Source organism: Streptomyces sp. NBC_00654 (assembly GCF_026341775.1).
Lineage (GTDB): Bacteria > Actinomycetota > Actinomycetes > Streptomycetales > Streptomycetaceae > Streptomyces.
Window position 1 is genome coordinate 481389 of the sequence record NZ_JAPEOB010000003.1, and the last position, 19200, is coordinate 500588.

Here is a 19200-nt window from a genome sequence, read left to right on the forward strand (position 1 = left end):
CGGCGGCGCGGGACCGGTCCGGTTCGGCGTCAGACGGTCTGCCGGGGAGCCTCCGGGCGGCGGCTGGCGATGACCTTCCGCGCCAGGGAGCGCGGGCTGGTGAGGAAGCCGTACCCCCAGGACATGTGCATGGTGGCGAGGGCCACCGGGATCTGGGCACGGGCCTTCAGCGACAGGCCCTTCCCCGCGGGCAGTGACCCGGCCGCGATGGCCGCGACGTAACCGGCCGGGACGACGAAGGCCCACGGGGTGACGGCGGCGCCCACCACGACGCCCGCCGCGATGGCGCAGACGGCGGTCGGCGGGGCCAGGTAGCGCAGGTTGATCGAACCCGAGTGGTAGCGGGCGACGACATGGCGCCAACGGCCGTAGTCCTTGTACTGCTTGGCGAGCGCCCGCACGGAGGGGCGCGGGCGGTACTGGACCTTCAGCTCGGGCGAGAACCAGATCAGGCCGCCCGCCTCGCGGATGCGGAAGTTCAGCTCCCAGTCCTGCGCACGGATGAACTCCACGTTGTAGCCGCCCGCCCGCTCCAGGGCCTCGCGGCGGAAGACGCCCAGGTAGACCGTCTCGGCCGGGCCGGCCTGGCCGCCCGTGTGGAAGGCCGCGTTGCCGACGCCGATCTTCGAGGTCATCGCGGCGGCGACGGCGTCCTCCCAGGCGTTCTCGCCCTCGGCGTGCATGATGCCGCCGACGTTCTGCGCCCCGGTCTCCTCCAGCAGCCGGACCGCGGTCGCGATGTAGTTCGGCGAGAGCATGCCGTGCCCGTCGACCCGTACCACGATCGGGTGACTGGAGGCCTCGATCGCGGCGTTGAGGGCGGCAGGGGTACGGCCGGTGGGATTGGGCACGGTGTGGACCCGGGGGTCCTCCGCGACGAGCTCCGCGGCGATCTCGTCGGTCCGGTCCGTGGAGGGGCCGAGCGCGATGACGATCTCCATCTCACCTGCGTACTCCTGCTCCAGGATGTGCCGGACCGAGTTCCTGAGATGGCGTTCCTCGTTGAGTACCGGCATGATCACGGAGACGGCGGGGTGCTGCGCGGCAGACATGTGGTCCTCGGGTGGTCCTCGGGGGCGCCAGGGGTTTCCCACCCCGCAAGGCGTCGTTATTCGGCCGCCACGTTACCGCGAATGGGGGATAGGGTCGCGCGCCACCGGGTCATGGCCCGTTATGCAGATCGTATGGGCCTACGGTGCGAACGGTCCCCCTTGCACCGCGGAGGTGTCCCCCCGTGCCCACGCCTCACCGACCGTCCCGACCGCCGCACCCCCGCACCACTCCCCCGCAGCGCAGACCACCGCAGCGCTCCGGTCCCCGCACCCGGAGCCGGAAGCAGGACGAGCGGCCCCGCTGGGGCATGCGGGTGGCCACCGGTCTCTCCGTGCTCGTGCTGGGCGCCGGGGGGATCGGCCATGCCATGGTCAGCAGTCTGGAGACGGGGATCAATCGCGTCGACCCGTTCAAGGACATGAAGAACCGCCCCGCCGGGGGCCACGGCATGAATCTGCTGCTGGTCGGGACCGACGGCCGCGACAGGATCACCAAGGCCGAGAAGAAGAAGTACCGGCTGGGCGGCGCCCCCTGCCACTGCACCGACACGATCATGCTGGTGCATCTGTCGGCCGACAAGGAGCGGGCGAGCGTCGTCAGCCTCCCCCGCGACAGCTACGCCGAGGTCCCCGAGCACACCGACCGGAACACGGGCAGGCACCACGCCACCCACCCGGTGAAACTGAACGCCGCGTACGCGGAGGGCGGGCCGACCCTGACCGTACGGACCGTCGAGCACATGACCGGCGTCAAGATCGACCACTACCTGGAGGTCGACTTCACCAGCTTCATGAAGACGGTCGACACCCTCGGCGGGGTGAAGATCTGCACGGCCGGACCGATGAAGGACTCGTACACCGGGCTCGATCTGGCGGCCGGCACCCATGAACTGGACGGCGGCCAGGCCCTTCAGTACGTACGGTCCCGGCATATCGACGGGGCCTCCGACCTGGGCCGGATGCAGCGCCAGCAGAAGTTCATGGCGGCGCTGATCAAGCAGGCCACCAGCAGCGGGGTACTGCTGAACCCGGTGAAGTTCCAGCAGGTCTCCTCGTCCGTGCTCAGCTCGCTGCGGGCCGACAAGGAGTTCGGTACGGAGCAGATGCTGGCGCTGGGCAAGGCGATGCGCGGCTTCAGTCCGGCGTCCTCCGAGTTCACCTCCGTACCGGTCGGGAACGTCAGCTTCCCCGTCCAGGGCATCGGCTCCACGGTGCGGTGGGACGCGAAGAAGTCGAAGAAGCTGTTCCGGGCGCTGCGCGACGACAAGCCGCTCGCCCCGCACAAGCCGGGCAGCCCACGGCTGCCGAAGGCGACGCCGGTCGATGTGGCACCGCGGCAGATCCGGGTGCAGGTCTACAACGGAACCTTGAAGGACGGCCTCGGCAAGGAGGTGGACGCGGCGCTGCGCGCCACCGGGTTCAACACCTCGGGCGCCCCGCTCAACGGGGAGCTGCGCGACCTGAAGCGGACGCTGGTGACGTACGACCCCCGGTGGGACCGGTCGGCGAAGTCCCTCGCCACCGCGCTGCCCGGGAGCGAGCTGAGGGCGGTGAAGGGGCAGGGCGGCACGATGAAGGTGACGGCGGGCGCGGACTTCGGCACGGTGCAGCGGGTGCGGTCGGAGAACCCGGAGCAGGGACAGTTCGGCACGGTGACGGGAGACGAGGTGGTCTGCCCGTGACCGTGCCCGCGGGTGCCTCGATGCCGGTGCCGATGCCGATGCCGGTGCCGGTGCCGGTGCCGGTGCCGGTGCCGGTGCCGGCGGTCCGCCCGTGACCGCTCAGTCGTCGATGCCGTCGGCCACGCGCCTCTCGCGCAGTTCCTTGATCGCCCGGCGCCGGGCCAGCCGGTGCGTGCGCCGGATCTGGGCCTCCTGGTAGCGCCGCTTGTCGCGCTCCGTCTCCGGGATCACCTGCGGTACGGCGCGCGGCCTGCCGTCCCCGTCGACGGCGGCGAACACCAGATAGGCGCTGCCGACCTGCTGGGCGGGGGTCGACTCGTTCCAGCGCTCGGCCATCACACGGACGCCGACCTCCATGGAGGAGCGGCCGGTCCAGTTCACCTGCGCACGCACATGGACGAGGTCGCCGACGCGTACCGGCTCCAGGAAGACCATCTCGTCCATCGACGCGGTCACGGCCGGTCCGCCGGAGTGCCGGCCGGCCACGGCGCCCGCGGCGTCGTCGACCAGTTTCATGATCACGCCGCCGTGCACCGTACCCAGCAGGTTGGTGTCGTTTCCGGTCATGATGTGGCTGAGGGTGGTCCGGGAAGCCGCGGTCGGCTTGCCCGGAATCTCACCCTCCGGGTGCGGGGCCTGATCTGTCATGCCCTCCACCTTATGCGCGGGCTTGTGTCCCGCGGAATGCATCAGCTTGGCAACAGCCCTGGACCTATTTCCCTTACACCCTGTAATAACGATGCGCCCGGACGGCACACTGGTCGGCATGAACGATTGGCCCGATCGACGGACCGGTGACCGCAGCGACCGCTACGGGCAGGGCAGTGCGAGCCCCCAGCCCGAGAGCGCCCGCGCGATGCCGCACATCCAGCGTCGACCGGCCCCGCCGCGGGCACCGCAGGTACCGCCGCAGGGCCAGGGGTACGACGACCGCTACGGCGGCCGCGAAGGTGATTCCTCCTACGACAGCGGTTACAACACGGGCCAGGTCTACGGCGGCGGCTCCGGCCACGGCGGCGGCGGCGGTGGCCGACGCGGTGGCGGAGGCGACGGCGGTTACGTCCAGGGCCGCCCCGCTCCCGACTGGCGCCGCCGGATCAAGGTGGGCGCGCTGACCCTGGTGGTCGTCGTGCTCGCCGTCTCCATCTCCACGTACTTCTGGGCCGACTCCAAGCTCAAGCGCGAGGTCGACCTCTCCAAGGTCATCGAGCGGCCCGAGGGCGGCGACGGCACGAACTACCTGATCGTCGGCTCCGACAGCCGGGCCGGCATGACGGCCGAGGACAAGAAGAAGCTCCACACCGGTTCCGCCGAGGGCAAGCGGACCGACTCGATGATGATCCTGCACGACGGATCCAACGGCCCGACGCTGGTCTCCCTGCCGCGCGACTCGAACGTCGAGATCCCCTCGTTCGTGGGCTCGGAGTCGGGCAAGAAGTACGAGGGCAGGGGCCGGACCGTCAAGCTGAACGCGGCGTACGCCGAGGACGGCCCCGAACTGCTGGTCCGGACCGTCGAGTTCAACACCGGGCTGCGCATCGACCACTACGTCGAGATCGGCTTCGGCGGCTTCGCCACGATCGTGGACGCGATCGGCGGGGTGGAGCTGGACATCCCCAAGGCGTTCAAGGACAAGAAGTCCGGCGCCGACTTCCGGGCGGGCAAGCAGACGCTGAACGGCGAGCAGTCCCTCGCCTTCGTCCGTACCCGGTACGCGTTCGCGGGCAGCGACCTCGACCGTACGAAGAACCAGCAGAAGTTCCTCGCGGCGCTGGCGAGCCAGACGGCGACGGCGTCCACGATCCTCAACCCGTTCAAGCTGTACCCGACGATGGGCGCGGGCCTGGACACCCTGATCGTGGACAAGGACATGTCGCTCTGGTCGCTGAGCCAGATGTTCTTCGCGATGAAGGGCGTCACGGGCGGCGACGGCACGTCGATGAACATGCCGATCTCGGGCAGCGTCGGCGGGAACCTGGTCTGGGACAAGGAGAAGGTCAAGCAGCTCGTCCAGCAGCTCAAGAACGACGAGAAGGTCACCGTCACCGGAAACTGACGGCAGGTACCGCGAACGGCCCCCGGCATCACGCCGGGGGCCGTACTGTTTGCGCAGGTCAGACTGTTTGCGCAGGTCAGAAGCGGTCCGGAGCCCGGGGTCGGGCCAGGATCCGGAACCCCGCTACGGCAGGTTGCGGGCCATGACGATCCGCTGGACCTGGTTCGTGCCTTCGTAGATCTGCGTGATCTTCGCGTCGCGCATCATCCGCTCCACCGGGTAGTCCCGCGTGTAGCCGTAGCCGCCGAGCAGCTGGACCGCGTCCGTGGTGACCTCCATCGCCACGTCGGAGGCGAAGCACTTGGCCGCGGCGCCGAAGAAGGTGAGGTCGCCGTCGAGGCGCTCGGACTTGGCGGCTGCCGCGTAGGTGAGCTGGCGGGCGGCCTCCAGCTTCATCGCCATGTCGGCCAGCATGAACTGGATGCCCTGGAAGTCGGCGATCGGCTTGCCGAACTGCTTGCGCTCCTGGACGTAGCCCTTGGCGTAGTCCAGGGCGCCCTGGGCGATGCCGATGGCCTGGGCCGCGATCGTGATGCGGGTGTGGTCCAGGGTCTTCATCGCGGTGGCGAAGCCGGTGCCCTCCTCGCCGATCATGCGGTCGGCGGGGATACGGACGTTGTCGAGGTAGACCTCGCGGGTCGGGGAGCCCTTGATGCCGAGCTTCTTCTCCGGGGCGCCGAAGGAGACGCCCTCGTCCGACTTCTCGACGACGAACGCCGAGATGCCCTTGGAGCGCTTGGTCGGGTCGGTGACGGCCATGACCGTGTAGTAATCGGAGACGCCCGCGTTGGTGATCCAGCGCTTCACCCCGTTGAGGACCCAGAAGTCACCGTCACGGACGGCCTTGGTCTTCATGCCCGCCGCGTCCGATCCCGCGTCCGGCTCGGAGAGCGCGTACGAGAACATCGCGTCGCCCTTGGCGAGCGGGCCCAGGTACTTCTTCTTCAGCGCCTCGGACCCGGAGAGGATCACCGGGAGCGAACCCAGCTTGTTCACGGCGGGGATGAGGGAGGAGGACGCGCAGGCGCGGGCCACCTCCTCGATCACGATGACCGTGGCCAGTGCGTCGGCACCCGCACCGCCGTACTCCTCCGGGACATGGACGGCGTGCAGGTCCGAGGCGACCAGGGCGTCCAGCGCCTCCTGCGGGAAGCGGCCCTCCTCGTCCACCGCGGCGGCGAACGGGGCGATCTTCGCCTCGGCGAGGGAACGGATCGTCTCGCGGAGCATGTCGTGCTCCTCCGCCGGACGGTACAGGTCGAAATCGGTCGAACCCGCCAAGACGCTCACTCCCCAGGGTGCTAACTACCGTTAAGTAACCCAATTTTAGTGGCCCGGCCGTGCGATGGCCTACGAGAACGACGAGTGAGCTTCACGACAGGGGTGGGGCATAAGGGATACCCAGGGCAAATGGAGAGGGAAATTCCCGTGACAGGAGGCCCGACTATGCTCGGCTCCGCACGTCCGTCCACATCTTCCAGGAGCACTCCATGGCCCTCAGGATCACCGTGATCGGCACCGGCTACCTCGGTGCCACCCATGCCGCGGCCATGGCGGAGCTGGGCTTCGAAGTCCTCGGGCTGGACGTCGTGCCGGAGAAGATCGCACTGCTCTCGGCCGGCAGGGTGCCGATGTACGAGCCGGGGCTGGAGGAGATCCTCCAGAAGCATGTCGAGGGCATCGAGGGCTCCACCGGCCGGCTGCGGTTCACCACCTCCTGGGAGGAGGTGGGTGCCTTCGGCGACGTCCACTTCGTCTGCGTGAACACACCGCAGAAGCACGGCGAGTACGCCTGCGACATGAGCTACGTGGACAGCGCCTTCGAGTCGCTCGCACCGCACCTCACCCGGCCCGCCCTCGTCGTCGGGAAGTCGACCGTGCCGGTGGGCTCCGCCGCCCGGCTGGCGGCCCGGCTCGCGGAGCTGGCACCGGTGGGCGAGGCCGCCGAGCTGGCCTGGAATCCGGAGTTCCTGCGCGAGGGCTTCGCCGTGCAGGACACCCTGCACCCCGACCGGCTCGTCGTCGGCGTGGCGAGCGAGGGGGCCGAGAAGCTGCTGCGCGAGGTGTACGCGGCACCGATCGCCGAGGGGTCGCCGTTCGTGGTGACCGACTTCCCGACCGCCGAACTGGTGAAGACCTCCGCCAACTCCTTCCTCGCGACCAAGATCTCGTTCATCAACGCCATGGCCGAGGTCTGCGAGGCCGCCGACGGCGATGTGGTGAAGCTGGCCGAGGCCATCGGGTACGACGAGCGGATCGGGAAGAAGTTCCTGCGGGCCGGGATCGGGTTCGGGGGCGGCTGCCTGCCCAAGGACATCCGGGCGTTCATGGCGCGCGCCGGTGAGCTGGGCGCGGACCAGGCGCTGACCTTCCTCCGCGAGGTCGACTCCATCAACATGCGGCGCCGCGGCCACATGGTGGAGCTCGCCCGGGAGGCCGTGGGCGGCAGCTCCTTCCTGGGCAGGCGGGTGGCGGTGCTGGGCGCGACGTTCAAGCCGGACTCCGACGACGTACGGGACTCGCCCGCACTGAACGTGGCCGGACAGATCCACCTCCAGGGCGGCCAGGTCACGGTCTTCGACCCGAAGGGCATGGACAACGCCCGCCGGCTGTTCCCGACGCTCGGCTACGCGGACTCGGCGCTGGACGCCGTGCGCGGCGCGGATGTGGTGCTGCACCTCACCGAGTGGCGCGAGTTCCGCGAGCTGGACCCGGCGGCGCTGGGCGAGGTCGTGTCCCACCGGATCATCCTGGACGGCCGCAACGCGCTCGACAGTTCGGTGTGGCGCGAGTCCGGCTGGACGTACCGGGCGATGGGCCGCCCGAAGGGCTGAGGGCGCCGCGGGCCGGATCGCGGCCCGGCGGCACGGCGCGCGGTCGCCCTCAGCCACGCCTGGCCCGGTACGTACGCATCTTGGCGCGGGCGCCGCACACGGACATGGAGCACCAGCGGCGTCGGCCCGCCGGGCTGCGGTCGTAGTAGACCCAGTGGCAGTCCGCCGCCTCGCAGGCCTTGAGCCGCGGCCAGGTCCCGTCGGCCGCCGCGGCGACGATGGCCTCGGCGACCCGCGCGGTGAGGGCCGCGGTGCCGGTGGACCCGGAGGCGGCGGTGACGGGCCGGAGCGCCGCCGCGCCCGCCGCGTCCACCGATACGCGCAGCGGCGCGGCGGCCAGCAGTTCGTCGAGCGGGGGCGGCGCCGGGGCGCCCGCGGGGGGCCGGTGGCCCGCGTGGGCCAGACAGGCGCCGCGCAGCGCCTCGCGGAGGTCGCGGGCGGCGGGCACCTCGGCCGCGGTGAGGCCGTACGCGGCACGGCCGTCCGGCGTGTCCAGGGCGTCCGCTCCGGTCTCGATGTTCAGTGTGTTCACCAGGTCCTCGATCAGTACGAGTGCTCCGGGTGCGGCGGCCCTCTCATCCATGGTTGCGACGTTACCTCCGATGCGGGAGCATGAGGTAACAGTTACCCATTGACCGGCTGTACGGGTAACCGTGTTGACGATCGGTTCCGACCCTGGAGGAGAAAGCATCATGGCCATCGCCACCTTGGGCACCGTCGTACTGGACTGCCCCGATCCCGTCGCGCTCGCCGGTTTCTACGCCGCCGTGCTGGGCGGCACCGTCGAGAGGGTCGAGGACTACGGGGAGAGCTGGGTGGAGCTCTCCGGCGGCACGGGCATTCCGCTCGCGTTCCAGGCCGCGCCCGGCTTCGTACCGCCGCGCTGGCCGCACGCGGACGGCTCCCAGCAGTTCCACCTGGACCTGACCGTGCCGGATCTGGACGCGGCGGAGAGCGAGGTGCTCGCGCTGGGTGCGCGGGTGCTGGACGCGGCGGACCGGGAGCGGTCCTTCCGGGTGTACGCGGACCCCGCCGGCCACCCGTTCTGTCTGTGCGCGGGCTGACGGCAGGACGGTTCGGCCGCTCGGCCGCCTGACGGCCGGGATGTCTCAGCGTTCGGCCGGCTCGGCGCGTTCGACCGGCTCGGCGCGTTCGGCCGACTCGGCCGTCGTACGTGTGCGGGGGCCGGGTCCGGCATGGACCCGGCCCCCGCGACAACGGGTCAGGCGACCGGACCGTCCAGCACGTCGATCGTGGCGTGCGACGGGCCGCGCCGGGTCCGGATGTCCCGGGCGACGGCTTCCGCGTCCCGCAGCACCCGTACGGCGTTCCGCCAGGTCAGCTTGGCCAGGTCGGTCTCCGACCAGCCACGGGCAAGGAGTTCGGCGATCAGGCGCGGGTAGCCGGAGACATCCTCCAGACCCCGCGGGAGGAACGCCGTGCCGTCGTAGTCGCCGCCGATGCCGATGTGGTCGATACCGGCGACCGCGCGCATGTGGTCGAGGTGGTCGGCGATGGTCGCCACGGTGGCCACCGGGCGGGGGTAGGCCGCCTCGAAGTCCTCGTGGACACGCATGGCCTGGGGGGTGGTGTCCAAGTGGTGCAGACCGTGCTCACGCATGTTCCGGTCGGCGGCCAGCGTCCAGGCACCGGCCGCGGGCAGCACGAACTTCGGGACGAACGTCGCCATGGCGACACCGCCGTTGGCCCGCAGCGCGCCCAGCACGTCGTCCGGGATGTTGCGCGGGTGGTCGCAGACCGACCGGGCGGAGGAGTGCGAGAAGATCACCGGCGCGGTGCTGGTGGCGAGCGCGTCCCGCATCGTGGTGGCCGCGACATGGGAGAGGTCGACCAGCATGCCGATGCGGTTCATCTCCCGTACGACCTCGCGGCCGAACTTCGAGAGGCCGCCGAGGCGCGGGGAGTCGGTCGCCGAGTCCGCCCAGTCGACGTTGTCGTTGTGGGTCAGCGTCATGTAGCGGACGCCGAGCCGGTACAGCCCGCGCAGGGTGCCCAGCGAGTTGTTGATGGAGTGGCCGCCCTCGGCACCCATCAGGGAGGCGATCCGGCCCTCGGCGCGGGCGCGCTCCATGTCGTCGGCGCTCAGCGCGCGCCGCAGATGCTGGGGGTGGCGGGCCAGCAGTTCGGCGACCACGTCGATCTGTTCGAGGGTGGCGCTGACGGCTTCGTCGCCGCGCATGTCCGTGCGCACGTAGACCGACCAGAACTGCGCGCCGACGCCGCCGGCCCGCAGCCGGGGGATGTCGGTGTGCAGGAGGCCGGTCTGGTCGGTGGCGATGTCGCGTGCGTCGAGGTCGTAGCCGACCTGTTCGCGCAGCGCCCACGGCAGGTCGTTGTGGCCGTCGACGACGGGGTGGGCGGCGAGGAGCTCCCGGGCCCGGTCCAGGTGGTCCACCGGGCGCCTACTTTCCGAAGCCGAAGGAATCGGAACCCTCCACCTTGGACCGCAGTCTTCTGCCCTTCTCGGTCGCCTGGTCGTTGAGCTCCTGGAGGAAGTCCTCCATCCGGGTCCGGAGCTCGTCGTCATGGGCGGCGAGGATGCGCGCGGCGAGCAGGCCCGCGTTGCGCGCTCCGCCGACCGAGACGGTGGCGACGGGAATCCCGGCGGGCATCTGCACGATGGAGAGCAGGCTGTCCATGCCGTCCAGGTACTTCAGCGGGACCGGGACACCGATGACGGGCAGCGGGGTGACGGAGGCCAGCATGCCGGGCAGGTGGGCCGCGCCACCCGCGCCCGCGATGATCGCTTTCAGCCCGCGGCCGGCCGCCCGCTCGCCGTACGCGATCATCTCGCGCGGCATGCGGTGCGCGGAGACGACGTCGACCTCGTACGGGATCTCGAACTCGTCGAGCGCCTTCGCGGCCGCTTCCATCACGGGCCAGTCCGAGTCCGAGCCCATGACGATGCCGATGACGGGGCCGGTGGCGGGTGCGGTGCCCGCGGGGGTGCCGGTGGCGGTGCCGGGGGAAGTCATTCGGTGATCGTTCCTCGCAGGTAGTCGGCCGCGTGCCGGGCGCGCTCCCGCACGTCCGCCAGATCGTCGCCGTAGGTGTTGACATGTCCGACCTTGCGGCCGGGCTTCACGTCCTTGCCGTACATGTGGATCTTGAGCTGCGGGTCGCGGGCCATGCAGTGCAGATACGCCTGGTACATGTCCGGGTAGTCGCCGCCCAGGACGTTGCACATGACCGTCCAGGGGGCGCGCGGGCGCGGGTCGCCCAGCGGCAGGTCCAGGACGGCCCGCACATGGTTGGCGAACTGCGAGGTGGTCGCGCCGTCCTGGGTCCAGTGCCCGGAGTTGTGCGGGCGCATCGCCAGTTCGTTGACCAGGATGCCGGGCTTCCCGTCGGGTCCCCGGGTCTCGAACAGCTCCACCGCGAGGTGGCCGACGACGCCGAGCTCGGCCGCGATGCGCAGCGCGAGCTGCTGGGCCTCTCCGGCCAGCTTCTCGTCGAGCCCGGGTGCCGGGGCGATGACCGTGTCACAGACACCGTCGGTCTGGATCGACTCGACGACCGGGTAGGCGACGGCCTGGCCGTGCGGAGAGCGGACGATGTTGGCCGCCAGCTCCCGTACGAAGTCGACCTTCTCCTCCGCCAGGACCGGGACACCGGCCCGGAACGGGTCAGCGGCGTCCGCCTCGGAGCGGACCACCCACACGCCCTTGCCGTCGTAGCCGCCGCGCACGGTCTTGAGGACGACGGGGAAACCCCCGACCTCCTCGGCGAACGCCGCGGCGTCGGCCGGGTCGCTCACGATGCGGTGGCGGGGGCAGGGCACACCGATCTCCATGAGCTTGGCGCGCATCACCCCCTTGTCCTGGGCGTGCACCAGAGCCTCGGGGCCGGGGCGCACGGGGATGCCGTCCGCCTCCAGGGCACGCAGATGCTCGGTCGGGACGTGTTCGTGATCGAAGGTGATCACGTCACAGCCCTGTGCGAAGGCACGCAGCGTGTCCAGGTCGCGATAGTCGCCGATGACGACTTCGTTCACCACCTGGGCGGCCGAGTCCTGGGGAGTGTCACTGAGGAGCTTGAATTTCAGGCCGAGGGGGATGCCCGCCTCGTGGGTCATACGGGCGAGCTGACCGCCGCCGACCATGCCGACTACCGGGAACGTCACGCTCCCAGGGTATCCGCCGTGCCGGTACTCCCCCGCCGCTGTCCGGATCGTCCCCCGATCACCCGCATCACACAGGCATCTTCGCCGCTCACAGGCATCACACAGGCATCACACGGGAGGGCTGGATAGCATGACCGAGTTGACGAAACCTACGGACGGGGCTGAGCGATCACCATGAGCGAACGGGGCGCACTGCGGACCCGGCTTGATCTGCTGGCCCGGGAGGTCGCCAAGTTCGGCGCGGTCGGCGCGTTCGGCCTCGTGGTCAATATCGCCGTCTCCAACCTGATCTGGCGCACCACGGACATTCCGGTGGTGCGGGCAGGTCTGATGGCGACCTGCATCGCCATCCTCTTCAACTACGTGGGCTTCCGCCACTGGACCTACCGGGACCGCGACAAGACCGGCCGGACCCGCGAACTGATGCTGTTCCTGCTGTTCAGCGCGGTGGGCGCGGTGATCGAGACCGGTGTGCTGTACGTGGCGACGTACGGCTTCGGCTGGAACAGCCCGGTCCAGAGCAACGTCTTCAAGATCCTCGGCATCGGGATCGCCACGCTGTTCCGCTTCTGGTCCTACCGCACCTGGGTGTTCAAGGCGCTGCCCGCCAAGGAGGCCGTGCTCAGCGCGGAGAAGTTTCTGGAACAGCGAGGACCGTCCGACCCGATGACCCCGGGCACCGCCGCACCGGGCACCGTACGCCGCTGACGCCGTACGCCACTGACGCCGGGCCCGGGCTTCCGGCGGACCGGGTGCGGCCGTTCAGCGGACCGGGTGTGGCCGTTCAGCGGACCGGGCGGTCCGGGTCCTTGCGATTCAGCGCGACCCGGCTGAGGAAGAGCGCGAAGACCGCCGGCTGCTGCTGGAGCAGTTCGAGCCGCCCGCCGTCCGCCTCCGCGAGATCCCTGGCGACGGCCAGGCCGATCCCCGTGGAGTTGCGGCCGCTGATGGTGCGCTCGAAGATCCGTGCCCCGAGGTCGGCGGGGACGCCGGGGCCCTCGTCCGTCACCTCGATGACCGCCTGGTTGCCGGTGACCCGGGTCCGCAGGGCGACGGTGCCGCCACCGTGCATCAGGGAGTTCTCGATCAGCGCCGCCAGGACCTGGGCGACCGCGCCGGGGGTGCCGACGGCCCGCATCCCGTGCTTGCCCGAGCAGACGATGGCACGGCCCGCGCTGCGGTAGGCCGGGCGCCACTCCTCGATCTGCTGCTTGACGACCTCGTCCAGATCGAAGACGACGGCGGAGCCCGTACGCGGGTCCCGGGAGTTGGTCAGCAGCCGCTCCACCACGTCGGTGAGCCGCTCGACCTGGGTGAGGGCGATGTTCGCCTCCTCCTTCACCGTGTCCGGGTCGTCGGTGACGGAGATCTCCTCGATCCTCATGGAGAGCGCGGTGAGAGGGGTGCGCAGCTGGTGCGAGGCGTCGGCGGCGAGCCGCCGCTCGGCCGTCAGCATCCGGGCGATCCGCTCGGCCGAGGAGTCCAGCACATCGGCGACCCGGTCCAGCTCCGGCACCCCGTAGCGCTTGTGGCGGGGGCGCGGGTCGCCCGAGCCGAGGCGTTCGGCGGTCTCGGCGAGGTCGGTGAGGGGCGAGGCCAGCCTGTTGGCCTGGCGTACGGCGAGGAGCACCGCGGAGACGATCGCGAGCAGCGCCACCGCGCCGATGATCAGCAGGGTCCGGCCGACCTCACGGGTGACGGCCGAGCGGGACTCCTCGACGGTGACCTTCTCGCCCTGCTCGCCCGTCTCCGAGCTGCGGATGACGCTCCCGCTGGGGCGCTCCCCGACCTCGATGGGGTCGCGGCCGGGGATCTCGACCAGCGCGTAGCGGCTGGAGTCGACCTGCTCGGCCAGCACCCGGGGGTTGATCCGCTCCTCGCCCAGCAGCCGGCTCTCGACGACGCTGATCAGCCGCAGTGCCTCGGTGTCCACACTCTCCTGGGCGCCCGCGCTGATGGTGCGGGTCTCCACGATGACCAGGGAGACGCCGAAGACGGCGATCACGACGAGCACCACGGCGAGCGTGGAATTGATCAGTCGACGGCGCATGGGGGCTTCGCCTCGTCAGCTCTTTCTCGGAACGGCTCTCGGATCCCTGGCTTCCCGGACCGGCTCTTCCCGGATCAGCTCTTCTCGAACCGGAAGCCGACGCCGCGGACGGTCGCGATGTAGCGCGGGTTGGCCGCGTCGTCCCCGAGCTTCTTGCGGAGCCAGGAGATGTGCATGTCGAGCGTCTTGGTGGAGGACCACCATGTGGTGTCCCAGACCTCGCGCATCAGCTGGTCGCGGGTGACGACCCGGCCGGCGTCCCGGACCAGGACCCGCAGCAGGTCGAACTCCTTCGCGGTGAGCTGGAGCTCCTCCTCGCCCATCCAGGCCCGGTGGGACTCGACGTCGATCCTGACCCCGTGGGTGGCGGGCTGCGGGACGGGCTCGGTGGCGCCGCGGCGCAGCAGGGCGCGGACCCGGGCCAGGAGCTCGGCGAGGCGGAACGGCTTGGTGACGTAGTCGTCGGCCCCGGCGTCCAGGCCGACCACCGTGTCGACCTCGTCGGCGCGGGCGGTCAGCACCAGGATCGGCACGGTGTGACCGTCGGCACGGAGCCTGCGGGCGACTTCGAGGCCGTCCATCCCGGGCAGGCCCAGGTCGAGGACGACCAGGTCGACACCGCCCTGGAGTCCGGCGTCGAGCGCGGTCGGACCGTCCTGACGGACCTCGACCTCATAACCCTCCCGACGCAGTGCGCGGGCCAGTGGCTCCGAGATGGATGCGTCGTCCTCGGCGAGCAGTACACGGGTCATGTGGTGATGGTAGACCGCACGGGCCGCCGGGAGTGAGGCGCTCGCCAAGGCCTGCGGGTCAGACCCGTAGGGCGCTCCGTAACCTTCGAATGTGCGACTGCGATTCCACTAATACCTGTGATCCACATCTCATGTCCTTTCATATCGGGGCGTGGCGTGTCGTATGGTGTCCCGACGCCTGTTGCACTACTCAAAGACCTTTGGGCAGCTTTAAGCGCCAAAGGTCTTTTTTGTATGCGGGCTGGCCGAGAGCCAGTCCTGACGTGAGTGAATGACCTGTGGGCCGGGCCCGGAGCGCGAGGACGCGCGCCGGGCGTGGATCCCGATGCGGTTCTTCCCCCGCCCACGGCGCCGGACTCTCCCCAACGGAGTCCGGCACACGGGGCGAATCCCCTTCCAGGCGCAGGGGACGGGGCTCACCGTGTCGGTGCCGGCCACCCCCCACCGGGCGCGTAACGCTCACCAGGCGACGCGTCCCGACCAGCAAGGATCGACCATGGCGTCCAGCCTGACGAAGGATTCGGCCAGCACTGCCGGCGGAAAGACCTTCTTCGGCCACCCCCGCGGCCTGGCCACTCTCTTCATGACCGAGATGTGGGAGCGCTTCAGCTTCTACGGCATGCGGGCCCTGCTCCCGCTCTACCTCGTCTCCAGCTCCGGGCTGGACATGAACGCGGCCACGGCCACCGCGATCTACTCCATCTACATGGCGATGGTCTATCTGCTCGCCATGCCCGGCGGCTGGTTCGGCGACCGTGTCTGGGGGCCGCGCAAGACGGTCACCATCTCGGCCTCGGTCATCATGCTCGGCCATCTGACGCTGGCCCTGCCCGGCACCGGGACCTTCTTCGCCGGTCTGGGACTGGTCGCGCTCGGTTCCGGGCTGCTGAAGGCCAACATCTCGACGATGGTCGGCCACCTCTACTCCGGCCCGGACGACCCGCGCCGCGACGGCGGCTTCACCGTCTTCTACATGGGCATCAACCTCGGTGCCTTCGCCGCCCCGCTGATCATCGGCACGATCGGCGAGCAGGTGAACTGGCACCTCGGTTTCGCCATCGCCGCGCTCGGCATGGCGCTGGGCCTGGCCCAGTTCCTCATCGGTACGCGGCACCTGGACGCACGTTCCAGCGTCGTCCCGAAGCCGCTGTCGGACCAGGAGCGCCGCTCCACCCTGCGCAAGGGTCTGCTGTGGCTGATCGCCGCCGCCGTCTTCTACGGCGTCCTGGTGGCCACGGATGTCTACACGCTGAACTGGGCGCTCGTCCCGATCACCATCGCCGGTCTGGTCATTCCGGTCGCCGTGCTGGTGCGGATCAAGCGGGACAAGGACCTCTCCGCCACCGAGCAGTCGAAGATGTCCGGATACATCTGGTTCTTCGTGGCGGCGGCCGTCTTCTGGATGATCTACGACCAGGGCGGCTCGACGCTGTCGCTGTTCGGCGAGTCCTCGACCAAGAACAGCCTGTTCGGCCTGGACTTCCCGACCTCCTGGTACCAGTCGGTCAACCCGGTCTTCATCATGGCGCTGGCTCCGGTCGTGGCCTGGATCTGGCTGGCGCTCAACCGGCGCGGCAAGGAGCCGAGCACGGTCGTCAAGTTCGGCTCGGGCCTGTTCCTGGTCGGTGTGTCGTTCCTCGTCTTCATGATGCCGCTGACGCTGACCTCGGACGGCGACAAGGTCAGCCCGATGTGGCTGGTCTCGATCTACTTCCTCCAGACCGTCGGTGAGCTGTGCCTCTCCCCGGTCGGCCTCTCGGTCACCACGAAGATGGCTCCGGCGAAGTACGGCAGCCAGATGATGGGTGTCTGGTTCCTGGCCGTCACCGCGGGCGACTGCACCACCAGCCTGCTCTCGCTGGCCGGGGTGGATCTGAACAGGACCGGGATGGTGGGGCTGGAAGCGGCGCTCGCGATCCTGGCCGGGTTCGCGATCTGGATGTACCGCAAGAAGGTCACCGCGCTCATGGGCGATGTGCGCTGACGCGTACCGACCCGTACAGATGCGTCTGATGCGTCTGATGCGTACTGATCCGTGAAGCCGTACGGGGAAGGGCCGCCGCACCGGGAGACCGGCGCGGCGGCCCTTCGTCGTGTGCTGCCTCAGCGGGTCCCGCGGAGCCTGCGCCACGGGGTGAACGTGAACACCGCGCCGCCCAGCAGGATCGCCGTACCGGCGACCAGGCCGAGTGCCCGCAGGGCGCCGTCGCCCTCTGCCCCGGTGTCGGCCAGACCGCCGCCGGAGTCCGTCCCGCCACCGGATGCCCCGGCGCCGCCGGAGCCCGCCGTGTCACCGCCGGACGCGCCGCCCGGCTGGGCGGAGGTGTCCAGTTCCAGCGAGACCGCGACCCCGGAGGGCGGGGTGCAGGTCGTCTTCGTACCGGCGGCCATCACGGTCAGGACGCCGGGGCTGAGCGTGGACTTGCCGCTCGCGCCCGGCTTGTACGTACCGGTGAGATCGGGGATGTCGATCGGTGCGCCGGTCTTGATGACCTCCTTGTTCAGGGGGCCCTCGACATGGACGGTCCCCTTGTCCGCGCCGCCGAGTTTGACCTCCATCGAGGGCTTCACCTGGTTCGCCGGGATGTCGATGGGGCTGTCCATCACCGACTTGCTGAACTTCACGGTGAGGGCGTAACCGCCGCCGCTCTTCTTGGCGCTGATCTTCACCGGGGAGGTCGCGTTCTTGTCGCCGATGGGCGTCTTGCAGGCGTACGCGACGGACACCTCCTTGCCGGGGAAGTCCGTCTCACCACCGCCGCCCCCGCTGGAACCGCCGGACGCGGCGGAGCCCCCGGAGTCCGTACCGCCGGCCGCCGTACCGCCGGAGGTCGTCCCTCCGGCGTTCGTACCGCCGTCCGTGGTGCCACCGTCCGTGGTCCCGCCGTCCGTGGTCCCGCCGTCGGACGTGCCGCCGGTGGATGTGCCGCCGCCCTCCGTCACCTTGATCGTGGCTCCGGGCCGGACGGCCTCCTTCGGAGCGCACTTGGTGTCCGTGGAGATCGGCTTGGACACGTTGATGCTGTACGCGTCCGGGGTCAGCGTGATCTCGCCGGCCTTCTCCAGCTTCAGCGTGCCCTTCATGTCCGGCAGCAGCATGGCGCTGTTCTTCGGGATCGGCGGGTTCTGCCGCGGCCCTTCCATCGTCAGCTCACCGCTCGCCGCGCCGCCCACCTTGACGGTGCCGGTCGGCTTCACCGTGTTCTCGTCCAGGTCGAGTATGTCGGGGTTCTTGGAAGCGGCCGCCACCGTCTTCCAGACGACCTCGATCTCGTCGCCCACCTTGGCTTCGGCGGGCGCGGTCAGCTTCACCTCGGTGGTGCCCTGCACGGCGGGCAGTCCCGAAATGGGCGGCGGAATGCACTCCGTCGCGTACGAGACGTCAGCGGCCTGGACCGGGCTCGCGGCCAGCAGTATGCCCGCGCCGCCGAGCATCAGCGCGACTCCGGCCGCGCTCATCCTCCGTTGCGTACTCACGAATGTCCCTTCGTCGTGGGTCTGTTGTCTGACGGTGCGGAATCCGGGGTGAACCACGGCAGCGCGGCCGTGGTCGTGGCTGCCGGGTCCGCGGCGGAGGGCCGCGCGGGCGCGGCGCCGTCCCCGCGGCGCAGGCCGGGCAGTCTCGCGGTCACCTCGGACAGCTGCGGATGGCGGTGGCGTCCCGTCCGGGGACCCGCCCTGTCCGGGCGCGGCCGTACCTTGTCCACGATCGCCATGCCGATACGGAAGACGGCGGCCGGCACGACGACACAGAGCAGGATCCAGAAGAGCGTGACGCCCCAGGGGCGGCCCACTCCCCATGGCTGCTCGGCCAGCACCTTCGTGCCGTACTTCAGGGAGATCCGGTAGTCGCCGTGGGCTCCGGCGGCCAGTTCGACCGGGAGCTCGATCCGCGCCTTGCGGCCGGGCGCGACGGTGCCGCGCCACTGGTGTTCCTCCCACCTCGGGGCGTACACACCGTGGGAGGCGCCGACCTGGAACACGGGGTCCTCGACCGGCGCGGAGCCGAGGTTGCCGACGGTGAGCACCAGCCGCCGGGAGGCCGGGGCGCCGAACCAGGTGAGGAGCGAGCTGTCCCCTTCCAGGCGGGTCGTGGCCAGCACCGCGAGCTTCCCGCCGTCCGGCTGCGGCAACGGTGCCGTCGGGTGCCCGGCGACCGTGAACACCGCCTCGGCCGAGGCCTGTTCCCCGGTGACCGTGGCGACATGCACCACGCACGGGCAGGGTTTCGGCGGCTCGGAAACCGGCATCTTCTTGCTGAAAGCACCCGACTTGCCGGTGGTGACGGCCCGGCCCTCGGCGTTGGCGCAGGAGTTGGTGCCGCCGATCACCCCCTTGTCCGGTGTGGACTGCCCACAGATCAGGAGCATCAGCAGCGTGTCGGCGCGCCAGCCACTGCCCTTGACGGTGATCTCACCGCCCTTGCCCGCCTCACTCTTGGAAAGGGTGATCTTCGGTTCGCCATCCGCCGCGCGGGCACCGGAGGATCCCAGGAGCAGCAGCACGGGGAGCAGGGGCACAAGGAGCAGCGTGGCGAGCAGCGCGGGCAGCGGTGCGAAGCCTCCGCGAGGGCCGTTCCGTGCCGGGCGGGACGGCCCGGCCGGTTCCCTCATGCCCCTCGCACCTCCCG

General features: G+C 70.2%; 17 protein-coding genes. 6 read left to right on the plus strand and 11 right to left on the minus strand.

What is annotated here, in order from left to right; all coding sequences use genetic code 11:
* Nucleotides 1–29: 29 nt before the first annotated feature.
* Nucleotides 30–1052 (minus strand): glycosyltransferase family 2 protein, encoded by a 1023-nt coding sequence (locus OHA98_RS34430; RefSeq protein ID WP_266931626.1) that lies wholly within the window; start codon nt 1050–1052, stop codon nt 30–32.
* 308 nt (nt 1053–1360) lie between these two features.
* Here OHA98_RS34430 and OHA98_RS34435 point away from each other — a divergent pair, with 308 nt between their 5' ends.
* On the plus strand, nt 1361–2734 hold the full coding sequence (locus tag OHA98_RS34435) for an LCP family protein (protein ID WP_266932535.1): 1374 nt from the start codon (nt 1361–1363) through the stop codon (nt 2732–2734).
* A 99-nt stretch (nt 2735–2833) separates the two neighbouring features.
* Here OHA98_RS34435 and OHA98_RS34440 read toward each other — a convergent pair whose 3' ends face one another.
* Complete coding sequence (locus OHA98_RS34440; protein ID WP_266931627.1) at nt 2834–3382, minus strand: acyl-CoA thioesterase; 549 nt, start codon at nt 3380–3382, stop codon at nt 2834–2836.
* 118 nt (nt 3383–3500) lie between these two features.
* Between OHA98_RS34440 and OHA98_RS34445 the strand changes: the two genes are divergently transcribed.
* Entirely contained in the window at nt 3501–4790 is a 1290-nt protein-coding gene (locus tag OHA98_RS34445) for an LCP family protein (protein WP_266931629.1), read from the plus strand.
* Between the two features lie 123 nt (nt 4791–4913).
* On the opposite strand, the gene OHA98_RS34450 is transcribed toward OHA98_RS34445, so the two are convergent.
* Nucleotides 4914–6071: an acyl-CoA dehydrogenase gene (locus tag OHA98_RS34450; RefSeq protein WP_266931630.1), complete on the minus strand. Its 1158-nt coding sequence runs from the start codon at nt 6069–6071 to the stop codon at nt 4914–4916.
* A 209-nt stretch (nt 6072–6280) separates the two neighbouring features.
* Here OHA98_RS34450 and OHA98_RS34455 point away from each other — a divergent pair, with 209 nt between their 5' ends.
* Nucleotides 6281–7624: a UDP-glucose/GDP-mannose dehydrogenase family protein gene (locus OHA98_RS34455; protein WP_266931632.1), complete on the plus strand. Its 1344-nt coding sequence runs from the start codon at nt 6281–6283 to the stop codon at nt 7622–7624.
* Between the two features lie 49 nt (nt 7625–7673).
* Here OHA98_RS34455 and OHA98_RS34460 read toward each other — a convergent pair whose 3' ends face one another.
* A complete protein-coding gene (locus tag OHA98_RS34460; protein WP_266931633.1) occupies nt 7674–8207 on the minus strand; it encodes a CGNR zinc finger domain-containing protein in 534 nt (177 codons plus the stop codon).
* Nucleotides 8208–8316: 109 nt separating this feature from the next.
* On the opposite strand from OHA98_RS34460, the gene OHA98_RS34465 reads away from it, so the two are divergent.
* Entirely contained in the window at nt 8317–8688 is a 372-nt protein-coding gene (locus tag OHA98_RS34465) for a VOC family protein (protein ID WP_266931634.1), read from the plus strand.
* Between the two features lie 158 nt (nt 8689–8846).
* Here the strand turns inward: OHA98_RS34465 and OHA98_RS34470 are convergent, their stop codons facing one another.
* From OHA98_RS34470 to OHA98_RS34480, 3 genes are read right to left on the minus strand one after another with little or no spacing between them, the layout of a single operon-like run.
* On the minus strand, nt 8847–10040 hold the full coding sequence (locus tag OHA98_RS34470; protein ID WP_266931635.1) for a dipeptidase: 1194 nt from the start codon (nt 10038–10040) through the stop codon (nt 8847–8849).
* Nucleotides 10041–10047: 7 nt separating this feature from the next.
* Nucleotides 10048–10620 (minus strand): 5-(carboxyamino)imidazole ribonucleotide mutase, encoded by a 573-nt coding sequence (gene purE / locus OHA98_RS34475; RefSeq protein ID WP_266931637.1) that lies wholly within the window; start codon nt 10618–10620, stop codon nt 10048–10050.
* Nucleotides 10617–11768, minus strand: coding sequence for a 5-(carboxyamino)imidazole ribonucleotide synthase (locus OHA98_RS34480; RefSeq protein WP_323179693.1), 1152 nt, complete (start codon nt 11766–11768; stop codon nt 10617–10619). The genes purE and OHA98_RS34480 overlap by 4 nt, the downstream gene beginning before the upstream one ends.
* 174 nt (nt 11769–11942) lie before the next feature.
* On the opposite strand from OHA98_RS34480, the gene OHA98_RS34485 reads away from it, so the two are divergent.
* On the plus strand, nt 11943–12476 hold the full coding sequence (locus OHA98_RS34485) for a GtrA family protein (RefSeq protein ID WP_266931638.1): 534 nt from the start codon (nt 11943–11945) through the stop codon (nt 12474–12476).
* Nucleotides 12477–12552: 76 nt separating this feature from the next.
* Here OHA98_RS34485 and OHA98_RS34490 read toward each other — a convergent pair whose 3' ends face one another.
* A complete protein-coding gene (locus OHA98_RS34490) occupies nt 12553–13818 on the minus strand; it encodes an ATP-binding protein (protein ID WP_266931639.1) in 1266 nt (421 codons plus the stop codon).
* 74 nt (nt 13819–13892) lie between these two features.
* Nucleotides 13893–14570 carry a response regulator transcription factor gene (locus OHA98_RS34495; RefSeq protein ID WP_266931640.1) on the minus strand — a complete coding sequence of 226 codons (678 nt, stop codon included), beginning with the start codon at nt 14568–14570 and terminating at the stop codon, nt 13893–13895.
* Between the two features lie 496 nt (nt 14571–15066).
* Between OHA98_RS34495 and OHA98_RS34500 the strand changes: the two genes are divergently transcribed.
* Complete coding sequence (locus OHA98_RS34500; RefSeq protein WP_266931642.1) at nt 15067–16554, plus strand: peptide MFS transporter; 1488 nt, start codon at nt 15067–15069, stop codon at nt 16552–16554.
* Between the two features lie 119 nt (nt 16555–16673).
* Here the strand turns inward: OHA98_RS34500 and OHA98_RS34505 are convergent, their stop codons facing one another.
* Together OHA98_RS34505 and OHA98_RS34510 are read right to left on the minus strand one after the other, a co-directional pair.
* Nucleotides 16674–18029: a hypothetical protein gene (locus OHA98_RS34505; RefSeq protein ID WP_266931644.1), complete on the minus strand. Its 1356-nt coding sequence runs from the start codon at nt 18027–18029 to the stop codon at nt 16674–16676.
* Between the two features lie 14 nt (nt 18030–18043).
* Complete coding sequence (locus tag OHA98_RS34510) at nt 18044–19183, minus strand: hypothetical protein (RefSeq protein WP_266931646.1); 1140 nt, start codon at nt 19181–19183, stop codon at nt 18044–18046.
* Between the last annotated feature and the right edge of the window lie 17 nt (nt 19184–19200).

What these genes read in the sequence shown, in the direction of transcription:
- OHA98_RS34505 (WP_266931644.1), bottom strand. Translation starts at nt 18,029, where the DNA reads ATGAGCGCGGCCGGAGTCGCGCTGATGCTCGGCGGCGCGGGCATACTG.
- OHA98_RS34445 (WP_266931629.1), top strand. Translation starts at nt 3,501, where the DNA reads ATGAACGATTGGCCCGATCGACGGACCGGTGACCGCAGCGACCGCTAC.
- OHA98_RS34440 (WP_266931627.1), bottom strand. Translation starts at nt 3,382, where the DNA reads ATGACAGATCAGGCCCCGCACCCGGAGGGTGAGATTCCGGGCAAGCCG.
- OHA98_RS34460 (WP_266931633.1), bottom strand. Translation starts at nt 8,207, where the DNA reads ATGGATGAGAGGGCCGCCGCACCCGGAGCACTCGTACTGATCGAGGAC.
- OHA98_RS34485 (WP_266931638.1), top strand. Translation starts at nt 11,943, where the DNA reads ATGAGCGAACGGGGCGCACTGCGGACCCGGCTTGATCTGCTGGCCCGG.
- purE (WP_266931637.1), bottom strand. Translation starts at nt 10,620, where the DNA reads ATGACTTCCCCCGGCACCGCCACCGGCACCCCCGCGGGCACCGCACCC.
- OHA98_RS34455 (WP_266931632.1), top strand. Translation starts at nt 6,281, where the DNA reads ATGGCCCTCAGGATCACCGTGATCGGCACCGGCTACCTCGGTGCCACC.
- OHA98_RS34430 (WP_266931626.1), bottom strand. Translation starts at nt 1,052, where the DNA reads ATGTCTGCCGCGCAGCACCCCGCCGTCTCCGTGATCATGCCGGTACTC.
- OHA98_RS34490 (WP_266931639.1), bottom strand. Translation starts at nt 13,818, where the DNA reads ATGCGCCGTCGACTGATCAATTCCACGCTCGCCGTGGTGCTCGTCGTG.
- OHA98_RS34495 (WP_266931640.1), bottom strand. Translation starts at nt 14,570, where the DNA reads ATGACCCGTGTACTGCTCGCCGAGGACGACGCATCCATCTCGGAGCCA.
- OHA98_RS34500 (WP_266931642.1), top strand. Translation starts at nt 15,067, where the DNA reads ATGGCGTCCAGCCTGACGAAGGATTCGGCCAGCACTGCCGGCGGAAAG.
- OHA98_RS34465 (WP_266931634.1), top strand. Translation starts at nt 8,317, where the DNA reads ATGGCCATCGCCACCTTGGGCACCGTCGTACTGGACTGCCCCGATCCC.
- OHA98_RS34435 (WP_266932535.1), top strand. Translation starts at nt 1,361, where the DNA reads ATGCGGGTGGCCACCGGTCTCTCCGTGCTCGTGCTGGGCGCCGGGGGG.
- OHA98_RS34510 (WP_266931646.1), bottom strand. Translation starts at nt 19,183, where the DNA reads ATGAGGGAACCGGCCGGGCCGTCCCGCCCGGCACGGAACGGCCCTCGC.